This window comes from Pedobacter sp. MC2016-15 (assembly GCF_026239695.1).
Classification (GTDB): Bacteria; Bacteroidota; Bacteroidia; order Sphingobacteriales; family Sphingobacteriaceae; genus Pedobacter.
Map to the genome: position 1 here is coordinate 751,848 of NZ_JAPIVS010000001.1, position 12,806 is coordinate 764,653.

11 protein-coding genes are annotated in these 12,806 nt (G+C 44.7%); 5 read left to right on the top strand and 6 right to left on the bottom strand.

The genetic code is table 11. From position 1 onward, the window contains the following. Position 1 precedes the first annotated feature (1 nt). The gene (locus tag OQY15_RS03400) at positions 2-1,330 is read right to left on the bottom strand and encodes a TolC family protein (protein ID WP_265787772.1); all 1,329 of its coding nucleotides are present in this window, start codon (positions 1,328-1,330) and stop codon (positions 2-4) included. Between the two features lie 83 nt (positions 1,331-1,413). Between OQY15_RS03400 and OQY15_RS03405 the strand changes: the two genes are divergently transcribed. Then, positions 1,414-2,211, top strand: a complete 798-nt coding sequence (locus OQY15_RS03405) for an AraC family transcriptional regulator (RefSeq protein WP_265787774.1) — start codon at positions 1,414-1,416, stop codon at positions 2,209-2,211. Here OQY15_RS03405 and OQY15_RS03410 read toward each other — a convergent pair. Further along, positions 2,208-4,145, bottom strand: a complete 1,938-nt coding sequence (locus OQY15_RS03410; protein WP_265787776.1) for a KUP/HAK/KT family potassium transporter — start codon at positions 4,143-4,145, stop codon at positions 2,208-2,210. The genes OQY15_RS03405 and OQY15_RS03410 overlap by 4 nt on opposite strands. A 286-nt stretch (positions 4,146-4,431) precedes the next feature. Between OQY15_RS03410 and OQY15_RS03415 the strand changes: the two genes are divergently transcribed. The 3 genes from OQY15_RS03415 (at position 4,432) to OQY15_RS03425 (ending at position 6,485) form a co-directional block, all read left to right on the top strand. After that, complete coding sequence (locus tag OQY15_RS03415; protein ID WP_265787778.1) at positions 4,432-4,614, top strand: hypothetical protein; 183 nt, start codon at positions 4,432-4,434, stop codon at positions 4,612-4,614. Between the two features lie 74 nt (positions 4,615-4,688). Next, positions 4,689-5,330, top strand: coding sequence for a DUF47 family protein (locus tag OQY15_RS03420; protein ID WP_265787780.1), 642 nt, complete (start codon positions 4,689-4,691; stop codon positions 5,328-5,330). 87 nt (positions 5,331-5,417) lie between these two features. Continuing rightward, positions 5,418-6,485 (top strand): metallophosphoesterase, encoded by a 1,068-nt coding sequence (locus tag OQY15_RS03425; protein WP_265787782.1) that lies wholly within the window; start codon positions 5,418-5,420, stop codon positions 6,483-6,485. Here OQY15_RS03425 and OQY15_RS03430 read toward each other — a convergent pair. Both OQY15_RS03430 and OQY15_RS03435 read right to left on the bottom strand, forming a co-directional pair. Beyond that, the gene (locus OQY15_RS03430) at positions 6,442-6,951 is read right to left on the bottom strand and encodes a hypothetical protein (protein WP_265787784.1); all 510 of its coding nucleotides are present in this window, start codon (positions 6,949-6,951) and stop codon (positions 6,442-6,444) included. The two genes, OQY15_RS03425 and OQY15_RS03430, sit on opposite strands and share 44 nt — an antisense overlap. A gap of 2 nt (positions 6,952-6,953) precedes the next feature. Continuing rightward, a complete protein-coding gene (locus OQY15_RS03435; RefSeq protein ID WP_265787786.1) occupies positions 6,954-7,847 on the bottom strand; it encodes an aldo/keto reductase in 894 nt (297 codons plus the stop codon). Positions 7,848-7,987: 140 nt separating this feature from the next. Here OQY15_RS03435 and OQY15_RS03440 point away from each other — a divergent pair, with 140 nt between their 5' ends. Further along, positions 7,988-10,006: a cation:proton antiporter gene (locus OQY15_RS03440; protein WP_265787788.1), complete on the top strand. Its 2,019-nt coding sequence runs from the start codon at positions 7,988-7,990 to the stop codon at positions 10,004-10,006. Between the two features lie 6 nt (positions 10,007-10,012). Here the strand turns inward: OQY15_RS03440 and OQY15_RS03445 are convergent, their stop codons facing one another. Both OQY15_RS03445 and OQY15_RS03450 read right to left on the bottom strand, forming a co-directional pair. Further along, the gene (locus tag OQY15_RS03445) at positions 10,013-10,567 is read right to left on the bottom strand and encodes a YfiT family bacillithiol transferase (protein WP_265787790.1); all 555 of its coding nucleotides are present in this window, start codon (positions 10,565-10,567) and stop codon (positions 10,013-10,015) included. Between the two features lies 1 nt (position 10,568). Next, positions 10,569-12,803, bottom strand: a complete 2,235-nt coding sequence (locus tag OQY15_RS03450) for a xanthine dehydrogenase family protein molybdopterin-binding subunit (RefSeq protein WP_265787792.1) — start codon at positions 12,801-12,803, stop codon at positions 10,569-10,571. Between the last annotated feature and the right edge of the window lie 3 nt (positions 12,804-12,806).

Here is a 12,806-nt window from a genome sequence, read left to right on the forward strand (position 1 = left end):
TTTAGAGGTTACCTATGGCCTTTTGTAGTTGATAATATTGTAATTGTGCTGCTATTCTTGCCGCAGCATAGTCAAAGCGGGTTTGCAGTAGTTGGGTGTCTGCATCCAGCAGATCTGTAATCAGCGACAGCTGATTGAAATATGTATTGTTGACGATCCTGAGATTTTCTGTGGCCTGACTGATATTTTCTCTGGCCACGTCTATGCGTGTCAGGGATTCTCTGTACCTCAGAAAAGCTTCATTTACTTCCTGTCTGATCTTGTCTTCAGTATCGGCATGTTCCACCTCCTGATGTTTATATTGTATCTCTGCAGCCTTTACTTTGTGCCTGTTTTGATAGAGGGAAGAAATCGGATAACTGGCCTTGATGCCACCGAAACCTATACCATATAATGCTACCGAGTACGGATAAATCAGAATCTGCGGATAGCTGTAATTATAATTGGCAAACAGCCCGAGTTTAAGCGCTCCGTTAGCCTTTGCACTCTTGATATTCAGCTTGCTGAGTTGCGCTTCCTTTTCAGATATTTTGAAGGCAGGAGAATGTTCCATCGCGTCAGTCAGATACTCCGTATAGGATTTCAGTACCGGTAATTCAGCCTGCTCAGCCTTTTCAGGTTCAATCACGGTTTGATCCGGCATCCCTGTCAGGATATTGAGTTTCTGATTGGCTATGAGGATATCATTATCGAGATGCAGGAGCGACATCCTCTGGCGCGACAACTGCAGGGTACCTCTAAGCACGTCACTTTTAAGCACTACCCCATTTTTCAGCAGCTGGTTGATCTCCGACAATTGCTTTTCCTGTGTGCTGATATCCTTCAGCAGCAGTTCCTTAAAGATCATGCTCCGCTGCAGATCCAGGTAGTAGGCTGTCGCCCTTAACTTAATTTCTTCAGTACTCAGGTTTTTCTGTTCAACAGCGATTTCATTTTCTTTTTTTTCCTGAGCAATTTTAGTACTGACCTTCCCTCCGTTGTATAAATTGAGATAGGTCTCTCCACCAAAACTGTAGCTGGTATGTACGGGCAGCTCATATTGATCAGGCGTGTGTAGTAAACCATGGGTATAGATCGGCAAATTGGTGATTTTAGAGTATTCCGCTTCCGCAGAAATTTCAGGAAGGCGCTCTGCCTTCGCATCCTTTATGCCTTCTTCTGTACGCAAAACCTTCAGGTCCTGCATTTTCAGGCGTTTGTTATTGGTCACCACCTTATCCCAGATCTGGGACAGGGAAAGCTGAATATGTTCAGTCTGTTGGGCATTTGTGGTGTTCAGCAGGAAGAGCAAAGAGCAGGTGAGAACGAATTTTTTATTACGGTAGTACATGATATTAAAATGTTACACAAAATTACGGCTATGAATAAGCTGTAATTTTACATATATTACCAAATATTTGTCCATTCCAGCCAATGCAGAAAACTGAGATAGAAACATACCTCGACGCCATAGAAATCAAGCCTAAAAGTGTGTATGTGGTACATGAGAAAATGGAGCGTATACTGCCTTTACATTCCCATTCCAAAAGCCAGCTCACTTACGTAGACGGCGGTATTGCCTATATTTTCACAGGAGATAAAACGTACTTCATCCCCTCCCGTCACTATATCTGGATCCCCAGTAACCTGCCGCATTATGTTAAAGTGAGAACATCAGCCACCATTACCAGGAACTTATACTTTTATACTGAAGATGATCATACAGATCCTTTTTATACAAAATTTGGAATCTACCCGGTGAACAATCTGCTCTTTGAAATGATTGGCTTCACCAATAACTGGGCTGGTTATATCGAAAAGAAAGATAGCGGTTACCATTTTCTGGCGGCCATCAAAAACATGCTCCCTCAGATGAGCACCAAATCTTTCCCCATTGCATTGCCGACAACCAACAATACTAAACTGAGACCTGTCATTTTATACATGGCACAGAATTTCGGTCAGCAAATTACGCTCGAGAATATCGGCAGCCGTTTTGGAATGGGTGAAAGGACATTATCGCGACTGTTTCAGTCGACCATCAACATATCTTTTTTACAATATCTGAAACTGCTGAGAATCGTCAGGGCTATAGAAATGATCCTGCAGGATGATCACAGTACTACAGAAATAGCCTATCTGACAGGCTACAACAGCCTTGCCGCGTTCAGCAAAGCTTTTTACCAGGTCACCAATATCAGACCCTCAGATTTTAACAAGCAAAACCGCTAAACCAGTCTTTTCAGATAAAAATCTGTAGGCAGATCTACGATCAAAGGCACTTTCTCTACCGCGACAAAACTCAGGTCAAGACCAAAGCCCTTCTCTTCAGGTACACTAAAAGTCTTGAGTATACCATAATAGATCATGGTTGCACGCTCGATAAAATGCAGACTGCTGGATGTTGACAATACCTTTTCGATCACGACAAACCTGAAATCACCGGCAATCTTGTGTTCCTTCAGAGAGGTGTATTTACTGGTGATATCAATCTCTCCGTTTTTAACCAGCTCTTCCACCACTTTCCTGAACAATACATTAACCCTTTGCTCTACCCTGAAGCCCAGTTTAAAATCTATTCTGATTAGTTTTTTATCAATAAGCTGCTGCACCCGGTATTCCATAGTATAAGGTTCATCGGTTACATCCACATGCAATAACCAATAGACATCGGCTCTTTTCGGATGTTTCTGGATCATGGAGTACATAATGGACGACTCAATCTCAGAATTGAAATTCGCACTGGTCAGGTATACGAGCTGCGAAGCATATTTTGGTATCGATTCATCTTCAGAAATTTTGCTGATGATCGGGTAGAATTTCTCAATATCTACAAAACGCATGTAGCGGTTTCGGATTCTTCTGCCATTAAACCAGGCCCACATGATGGAGAACAGCGATATTCCCAGGATCAGCGTAAACCAGCCTCCATGAAGGATTTTTGCTGCATTTCCTGCAAGGAAGGTTAATTCAATCACGCCGTAGATCGTCAGAAAAATCACGATTGCATACATTGGCACTTTCTTGCGCATGAGGAAGATCGATACCAGGATGGTGGTCATCAGCATGGCTACGGTAATAGACAGACCATAAGCGGCCTCCATATTTTCCGACTTACGGAAAATCAGCACCACGAGAATACATCCTATAAATAATACCCAGTTCATGGATGGCACATACAACTGTCCTTTTGAATTACTTGGGTAATTGATTTTTACTTTAGGCCACAGGTTGAGACGAACAGCCTCAGAGATCAGAGTGAAAGAGCCTGATATCAGGGCCTGACTTGCTACTGCTGCTGCCACGGTGGCAATCAGGATACCGTAGAGCAGGAACCAGTCGGGCATAATATGGAAGAAAGGATTGATATCTCCCAGTTTCCTGCCCTGCAGCTGGAGTAGCCAAACGCCCTGCCCCATGTAATTGAGGATCAGACACAGTTTTACGTATACCCAGCTTACGCGGATATTGGAGCGACCGCAATGGCCCAAATCTGAATATAAAGCCTCAGCTCCCGTGGTACACAGGAATACTGCACCGATAATCAGGAAAGCCTCAGGATTGGTGGTCAGGATATGATAGGCATAATATGGATTTACCGCTTTCATTATTTCCGGGAAATGAGCGATATAAACGCCTCCGAGGACAGCAATCATGGTAAACCACAACCACATGATCGGGCCGAATGCCTTGCCTATAAAAGAAGTACCGAATTGCTGTATACCAAAAAGAAAAGTAATGATCAGGATAACAATTGGCACGGTAGGCAGGTCATGATAAATAATGCCAAGTCCTTCAATAGCCGAGGATACCGTCACCGCCGGAGTCATGATCCCGTCGGCGAGCAATGCTGCCCCTCCGATCATCGCAGGAATGATCAGCCATTTTGCCTTGCGTTTAACCAGTGAGTACAGGGAAAAGATTCCTCCCTCACCTTTGTTGTCTGCCTGAAGAGTAATGATAACATACTTAATCGTGGTTTGAAGCGTGAGCGTCCAGATGATACAAGATAAACCTCCTAAAATCAGGTCTGAAGTTATGATCCTGTCGCCAATGATCGCCTTAAATACGTAAAGCGGAGAAGTACCGATATCTCCGTAAATGATCCCTAAGCTTATTAATAAACCAGCTGCTGTTAGTTTATTGACATCTTTGTGATTTCCCATTCTGATATTTTAAAATTAAGTGGCGCAAATGTAGGTAATTGTTAAGTCATTGAGATGCACTATTTTCCTTATTTCTTTTATATCAATACAATCCATATAACATTGTTGTGTTGTTTATTTTTACAGGAATAAAATTTTGCGAAGATTCAGCTAAATCCATTTAATACAATATTAAATCAATGTTAACTGATCGAGTTCATTAACAGAATGATAATTATATATTACGAAACTGTTAACTTAGCTTTGTGCTGTGCCGATACCTATTTTTGTAATACATGAACTGCTGATGCGTATTCATGAACTTGACCCTTCCATCGGATCCTACAGATCCCATACTTTTAATACTGTAGGAGCTGTGATCATCACCTCTACCAGAAAAGTCAGAATCCGTAAAGCAATTTTAAACCGGCAGTTCAAAGATCCGGAACTGGTATCTGAGAAAGATCTCCTTCTGATTGCAGGGAGCTAATCCCAAACCTTACCCTGAATTCACGAAGGCTTAACATTGTTCTTTTAAATTTACAACAATCTAAAAGACCTATCATGAACTCCGTTTTCAGTTTCTTCAGCCCCCGTGATAAAAAATTCCAGCCACTATTTGAACGTGATATCAGGAACCTGGTTGAAATATCAGAGAGTCTGGTTAAAACTGTAACTGAGGACAATGAAGAGCTTCGTGAAAAGTATTTCAGAGAAACCGAGCGACTGGAGCAGGTTGGTGATGAGATCTCTCACAGCATATACCTTGAGCTCAGCAAGAACTTTATCACACCCTTTGACAGGGAAGATATCCATTCACTGGTAAGTGCAATAGATGATATTGCCGATTACATCTATGCTACTTCGCTCAACATCGAACTTTATAAGGTTAATACTTTTAGCAAAGAGATCGTACAGGTTAGCATACTGATCTGCAACATGTGTAAACAACTCGAAACTGCAATTTTAGAGCTCCGTAATCTCAGGAATATGAAAATAATTGCCGATATTTGTATTACAATAAATAAAGGAGAGAGCGAGGCAGATTCTCTATGCAACACTGCCATTGCGTACCTGTTTGAATCTGAAACAGACGCCATCGAGCTCATCAAACAAAAGGAGATCCTCCAGAGCCTTGAAATGGCCACAGATAAATGTGACGATGTTGCTAATGTGCTGGAATCGATCCTGATAAAAAACGCGTAAATCAACATGCTGTCAGAAAAGAAGAGTATACCTACAAAGCCGTTATTTAAATTAAATCAGCCCGACGACACCTACAAATTCCAACCCTTGCCCGAGCCACTCGGAGCATACCCCTACCGCCTCAAAGCCGGCATCAAAACTCCGTCTGCAGACAAAATGATCTTCCAGGTAGCCGGAGATACCGGAGGGTTAAAATCACCGGCCTTCCAGCGGTTAATTGCCGAGCAGATGGGAAAACAAGTTAGTAACAGTGATGAAAAACCTTCTTTCCTGTACCATGTAGGCGATATTGTGTATCATTTCGGAGAGTCAGATCAGTACGAAAAACAATTCTTTACTCCATACAGAGATTACCCCCTGCCGATTTTTGCGATTCCCGGCAACCATGACAGCGATGTCAACCCGCTGAATACAAACCCTTATACCAGCCTTGCTCCTTTCAGCAGTGTCTTCTGCGGTACCGAACCCAGGCCCGTTCCATTTGGTACAGATCCGGCACGCAAAAGCGGTATGCAGCCACATGTCTACTGGACGCTTCAGACGCCTGTGGCTAATATTATTGGCCTGGCTACTAACGTGCCTAAATATGGTGTTGTTACTGAAGAGCAGAAACAATGGTTTATTGAAGAGCTCAAACATGCAGCAACTGAACATCAGGAAAAGGCAATCCTGGTAGCATTACACCACGCACCGTATTCAGCGGATTTTAACCACAGCTCAAGTCTGCCGATGATCACCTTCCTGGAGAGTGCCTTTGAAGAAGCGGGCGTTTACCCTGATCTGGTGATGAGTGGACATGTACATAATTACCAGCGTTTCAGTAAAAGTTATGAAGGCGGTAAAATCACGCCCTACATTGTATGTGGAGCCGGAGGTTTTGATGAACTGCACTGGCTCGCGGAGGCGGATGAAAAGCTCTACACCAGCAACAGTGAGATCTTTGACACGGTGAAACTGGAGAACTTCTGTACCATGCAGCACGGTTTTCTGAGTCTGGAGATTACCCGTATAGATGAAGGACATCAGATTGCTGGTAAATATTTTGCCATTCCTCACGAGGGACTGAAAGAAGGTGAAGATGCGACCCTTTACGATGAATTTGTCTATACTGTTATTCGTAAATCATCGGTGTCCAGTGAATCATATTCCCTGTAAAATCTTCATTGAAATAGTACAGGAAGTCTTTTACCGTAGGAAATCCATCATTTCTGACCATCCTTGACAGGGATGCATGATCCAGCAGCTGGTAATCAATAAATATTGCAGGACCAAAGGGATTGATCATTCCCGAATAGTCAATTTGTATGCGTTGTACCGACTGGCATTTGAGGGTGGGCGCAAACTGAAACTCATCACTGGTATTGATGTTGATCACAGGCTGTATATCCATTCCGGCAACCCATTTGTTTTCAGGATCCCTGCGGATGGTGTGTAGCTTGGGTTCCAGGAACTCACTGAACTTCTCGCCTTCCCAGCCTTCACCGTACCGTGCGATATAACGTTCCAGATAGGTAAAATAACTATGGTCCAGATTTCCGGGCCCATCCAGCAATCCCTTCCAGATCTTCTCCAGGAAATAATTTGAATGAGGGCCAAACTTGGTATCAAAACAGAGTTTCATAACTACCTGTGGTCTGAATAATATTGTGAGGCCGTAACCGATTGTAATATCTTCATTTCTTCATCACTGAGCTTTGGAAGATCAATGCCGGCAGCGATATCCTCCAGCTGCTCCAGCGTACGGATGCCGATCACAGCGCTACCCACAACCTGCTGCTGCAGCACAAAACGCAAGGCCGTCTGGGCGGCAGTTCCTGCGGCTTTCAGTTCCTGAATCGCCGATGCAGCGCGGGCTACCTCTTCGGCAGACCAGTTCAGATAGGGCTTGGCAGGTTTGTCTACCAGTAAACCCTGGGCTACACCACCGCGACTGAGTACGCTGATCTGATGTTCTTCCAGGAGAGCAAAACATTCCTCTTCCGGCCTTCTGTCCAGCAGGCTATACTGCATCATGACACTGACTATATTGGATTTTTTCACGTATTCCCTGATGACATTAGGGCGGATTGAGGATATCCCGTAAAACCTGATTTTCCCCTGCTCTTTCAGCAGTTCAAAAGCTTCTATGGTTTCATCTATAGGATCATCAATCGTACCGCCATGCAACTGATAAAGATCGATGTAGTCAGTTTTCAGACGTTTCAGGCTTTCCTCTGCTGCGGCAAGGATGTGTTTTTTGGAAGGATTCCAGTCCCAGCCACTGCCATCTGCACGCCATTGGTTACCTGCCTTGGTAGCAATGATCACCTGATCACGTTTAGTATGGAGAAGTTCGCCGATCAATTTCTCGTTCTCTCCCTTTTCATACAGATCCGCCGTATCAAAAAAGTTGATACCTAAATCAAATGCACGCTGAACAATCTGCTCATTTTGCCTGGCAGTCCCGGTGAGGGACATACAGCCAAAACCTATCCTGCTCACATGAAGATCAGACTTTCCTAAAATTGAATATTCCATAGATTTCACTAAAATATAGGATTAGTTGTAGCTTAAGAAATAATTTTCGAAATATTACGCTCAGCGGTCAGAATGACATTCAACAGATGGAAAGCAGCGAAAAAAAGACTACTTTGCTGCTTTTGACATCATTAACAGCTATGCACACGAATTTTTTTGATCATATTACCAAACAATTCGATCTCCCTTTTACCAATCCGGTCCTGATCTTTTCGCTGATTCTATTTATCATACTCATCGCCCCTATTCTACTCGGAAAAATTAAAATCCCGGGCATCGTAGGATTCATTATTGCCGGCATCCTGATCGGCCCCAATGGCTTTAACATCCTTAAAAAAAATTCTGCAATTGAGCTTTTCTCTACGATAGGGCTGTTGTATATCATGTTTATTGCCGGTATAGAACTTGACCTTGCAGATTTTAAGCGTAAAAAACACAAAAGTTTTGTTTTTGGATTCCTGACCTTTGCCGTGCCTATCCTGATTGGTTTCCCTGTCTGTTATTACTTACTGCATTATTCCATGCTGACTTCCATTCTTACCGCGAGCATGTTCGCCACGCATACTTTGGTGGCTTACCCTATTGTCAACAAATTTGGTATATCTAAAAACGAAGCGGTAGCAGTAACCGTTGGGGGTACCATCCTCACTGATACTGCGGTACTGATCATCCTCGCGATTATTATGGGTGCTGTAGACGGACAGCTCAACAGTGCCTTCTGGATTCAGCTGGCAATTTCACTGACCATTTTCACGGCTACGGTATTTATTGTAATTCCAAAGATTGCAAAATGGTTCTTTACCAAACTGGAGAGTGAAAAAACCTCACATTATATTTTTGTATTGTCGGTCGTTTTCTTTTCGGCATTCCTCGCCCAGCTGGCAGGGATTGAACCTATTATCGGTGCTTTCGTGGCCGGACTGGCATTAAACCGTCTGATTCCCCATTCTTCGATTCTCATGAACAGGATAGAGTTTGTAGGTAACGCCTTGTTTATCCCATTTTTCCTGATCAGCGTAGGGATGCTGGTCGACCTTCGGGTGTTGTTCCGCGGGCCGGATGCCTTAATCATCGCAGGCTCACTCACCCTGGTAGCGATTCTGGGAAAATACCTTTCCGCAACTTTTACGCAATGGATTTTCAAATACACTAAAAACCAGCGCTTACTGATTTTCGGTCTGAGCAGTGCACATGCCGCGGCAACGCTTGCTATTATTCTCGTGGGCTACCAGGCAAAGATCATTGACGACAATATCCTGAACGGAACAATCATCCTGATCCTGGTGACCTGCGTAGTAGCCTCATTCGCCACCGAGCGTGCCAGCCGCGCTATCGTGTCTGCCGAAGAGATCAGCGGGCCTGACCAGCATTATACAGAGAATATCCTGATTCCCATTGCCGATTTCAACAACATGGACTCCATGCTGGATCTTGCAGTGTTATTTAAGGATAAGAACAGCACACAGCCCATCAGTCTGCTCTCCGTTGTTCCTGACAGCGATAATGCCCAGGCTAACCTGCTCATTGCACGCAAAAAACTGAATGACTCCGTAAAATATGCTTCGGGAAATGGTACCGAGGTAGAGATTATCGCAACGCTGGACCACAATGTGCCCAGCGGAGTATTGCGGATAGCAAAAGAAAAATCGACCAATATTATTATTACCGGCTGGCGCAGACGCACTACAGTTATTGATAAGTTTCTGGGTGATAAATCATCCGCGCTGATCGAAAACTCTTCTGCCAACCTGTTTGTGCTGCACCTGGCGAAACCTATCACTGTACATAAGAATATTCAGCTGGTTTGCCCTCCCGCAGATCTGATGGAGAAAAACATGGCGGTCTGGTTATCAAAGGTTTGTAAACTGAGTTCAGAATTGAGTCTTGATGTGATCTGCTATTGCGATGAGCCTACACAGTTGCATATCGAACATTTCCTCGCAGTGACGAAAACAAATGCCAACTTTATCTTTAATCCAACTGAAGTCTGGAAAGAGTGGAAATTACTGAAGTCGAGGTTAATGACAGATGATCTGCTGATCTTTGTGCTCGACCGGAAGGTGGAAAGCAATTACCTGCTGTCCCTAACCTATACACAAAGTAAACTGGAGCAATTATTTGAACATCAATCGAGGTTACTTATCTATCCGCAAACATAAAAGGCTCTACCAGCCCATCCTCGATCGCAGCGATAGAATCTGCTCTGCATGATGTTTGCCATGCCAGTTATAATTATTGGCCATCTGCCACAAAGGGATATAACTCTGATCCCCGGGATGGAAATATTCACGTTTCCAATCCTCGTCTGTCAGCTGCATCATCAGTGATACCCATCGTCTGTGCAGGGAATGGATCAGCGTAACCGATACATTTAAAGGCACATCCGTTACATCCGGCAGCTCCGCCCAGAGTTTCTCTTCATAGGGTTTAATCACCGGACGCTCTTCGGTCAGCGCCAGCTTCATCCTGATATAGGCATTCATGTGACTGTCAGCCACATGATGCACCACCTGGATAATTGTCCAACCTCCCTCGCGGTAAGGAGTGTTCAGCTGCGCTTCATCCAGATTCTCAATACAGTAATCAAATAACAGCGGAACGGACCTGATAGAACCTATCCAGCGTTCCAGCAGTTTTTCAGTATAGTTTTCTGCAGGTACAAAGCGCCCGATCGGGAAACTATGTACCTCCAAATGATTTTGCTCTTGCGGGTTATTCATGTTATAGCAGTTTATCTGGTGTAATAGGCAGATCTCTCACCCGTTTGCCCGTTGCATTGTATACTGCATTTGCTACAGCCGGTGCTACGCCGATGATCACAATCTCCCCTAAGCCTTTTGAGCCCATGGGGTTAAGATACGGATCTTTTTCGTTAACAAACATCAGTTCCATCTGGGGAATGTCTGCATGCACAGGCACATGGTAGTCGCCAAAACTGGCAGTAACCGTGCGACCCGTACGATCGTCCAGCACTACATCTTCCATCAGCGCCATGCCAATACCGCCCACAAGTCCGCCCATGCTCTGGCTCCGCGCCGTCTTAGGACTCACCACTGTACCACAGTCAATTACAGAAACTGCATTCTTGATTTTCACCACTCCTGTCAGCTCATGTACATGCGCCTCAATAAAGTGTACAGAGAAAGAGTAGAACGAGTATTTTTTGCTTTCTTCACCCGGCGCAGCATCGCCTTTGATCACCAGTTCAGGCAGATTATCCCCCTTAAACAGTGAAGCGATATCCACTCTTGACGAAGGATCATTGGAATTAACCAGCTGATTACCTACAATTTTTATATCCCTGGCCACAGCATTGTTCCATTCCGGTTTCTGCTTGGCAGCACGCTTAGCCAGTTCAACCTTCAGGTTTTCACAGGTAGCGATAATGGCAGATCCTACGGTAGCTACCGTATTCGAACCACCCTGCATAGGGGCTTTTGGAAAAGTGGAGTTACCCAATTGAAAACTGATCTTCTCTGTGGAGATTCCCAGGTTCTCGGAGGCAATCACCGTCATTGAAGTCGCCGTACCAGGTCCGATATCAGCGATCGCGGATTGCAGCAGCAGTGTACCGTCAGGTCTGAATGTAGCTTTTGCCGAGGCGCCGCCGCGGAAGGCACCAAAAGTTCCTGTAGCCACACCGTATCCCACTTTCCATTCTCCCTCCTGGTTGGCATCAGGCTCAGTTTTACGCTTGTTCCACCCGATTTTTTCAGCGCCCAGCTCGTAACATTTTTTCAGGTAGTTGCTCGACCATGGTAATTGTTTATCGGGGTCTTTATCAGCATAGTTGGCCAGGCGCAGAGCGATAGGATCCATCTTCAGCTTATAGGAAAGCTCATCCAAAGCACACTCCAGTGCAAAGGAGCCTGTAGCTTCGCCCGGACCGCGCATCGGAGCCGGTGTACTCACATTCAGCGGAACGATCCTGTATTTGGTATCCACATTAGGAATATCATACATCATGCGCGACATGATCAGGACATTTTCTGTAAACTCTTCATACATGGAAGTTTTACCATAGGAAGCATGCGATAAACCTACAATCTTCCCATCCTTTGAAGCACCGATCGCTACCTTTTGCAAGGTATAGGGACGATAGCCCACCATGTACGACATCTGGTTTCTGTGCAGTACCAGTTTCACCGGTTTCTGTACTTTCTTTGCCGCCAGAATGGCAATAATCTCATGCGGCCATACCCTCAGGGCAGAGCCAAAAGCACCACCTACATACGTAGATAACACCTTCACATTTTCTACGGGAAGCTGGAAAGACTTGGCAATACTGGCCGCAGTCTGTTGTGAGCCCTGAGTTTTATCCACCAGTGTCAGTTTATCGGGAGCTTCCCAGTTGGCGATAATGGAATGCAACTCCATAGGATGATGCGCCTCAGATGGCTGGATATACTCCTCATTCACCTGAAACTCTGCATCTTTATAAGCCATGGCTTTGCCACGTGTAAAGTCGGTCGTAAATCCCTTAGGGTCTGCCTTTGCTTTTTTTGGAATAATAGCCTTTGACAGGTTATCCTCCAGGTTACTATATGACTGCTGTTTAGCGTAAGTTGCTTTCACCAGCGTCGCCGCATACCGGGCTCTCTCAAAAGTATCAGCAATCACGACAGCGATTGGCTGACCGTTATAATAGATATTCGGGCTGTCGAAAGCACGCAGCTGCTTCTGGATCACATCCTGATTCTGCAGCTTGTATTCGGGCACACCGGGCGTATTTAAATGTGAGATTACAGCGATTACGCCTGGTGCCCATTCTGCTTTTTTGGTATCCAGCGCGGTAATCACACCGCTACCTACGGTACTTTCTACCAGAACTCCGTAAGTGAGTTCTTCCAGTTGTACCTCTGCCGTGTATTTCGCAGCTCCTGTCACCTTCACACGGCCATCCACACGTGACAGTGCGGTTTCCATATCTGCGTTTTCTAAATGTTTTTTGCTCATCTT

Coding starts and splice junctions, on each gene's coding strand:
- OQY15_RS03420 (WP_265787780.1), top strand. CDS start 4,689: ATGAACTCCGTTTTCAGTTTCTTCAGCCCCCGTGATAAAAAATTCCAG.
- OQY15_RS03405 (WP_265787774.1), top strand. CDS start 1,414: ATGCAGAAAACTGAGATAGAAACATACCTCGACGCCATAGAAATCAAG.
- OQY15_RS03445 (WP_265787790.1), bottom strand. CDS start 10,567: ATGAATAACCCGCAAGAGCAAAATCATTTGGAGGTACATAGTTTCCCG.
- OQY15_RS03400 (WP_265787772.1), bottom strand. CDS start 1,330: ATGTACTACCGTAATAAAAAATTCGTTCTCACCTGCTCTTTGCTCTTC.
- OQY15_RS03435 (WP_265787786.1), bottom strand. CDS start 7,847: ATGGAATATTCAATTTTAGGAAAGTCTGATCTTCATGTGAGCAGGATA.
- OQY15_RS03415 (WP_265787778.1), top strand. CDS start 4,432: ATGCGTATTCATGAACTTGACCCTTCCATCGGATCCTACAGATCCCAT.
- OQY15_RS03450 (WP_265787792.1), bottom strand. CDS start 12,803: ATGAGCAAAAAACATTTAGAAAACGCAGATATGGAAACCGCACTGTCA.
- OQY15_RS03410 (WP_265787776.1), bottom strand. CDS start 4,145: ATGGGAAATCACAAAGATGTCAATAAACTAACAGCAGCTGGTTTATTA.
- OQY15_RS03430 (WP_265787784.1), bottom strand. CDS start 6,951: ATGAAACTCTGTTTTGATACCAAGTTTGGCCCTCATTCAAATTATTTC.
- OQY15_RS03440 (WP_265787788.1), top strand. CDS start 7,988: ATGCACACGAATTTTTTTGATCATATTACCAAACAATTCGATCTCCCT.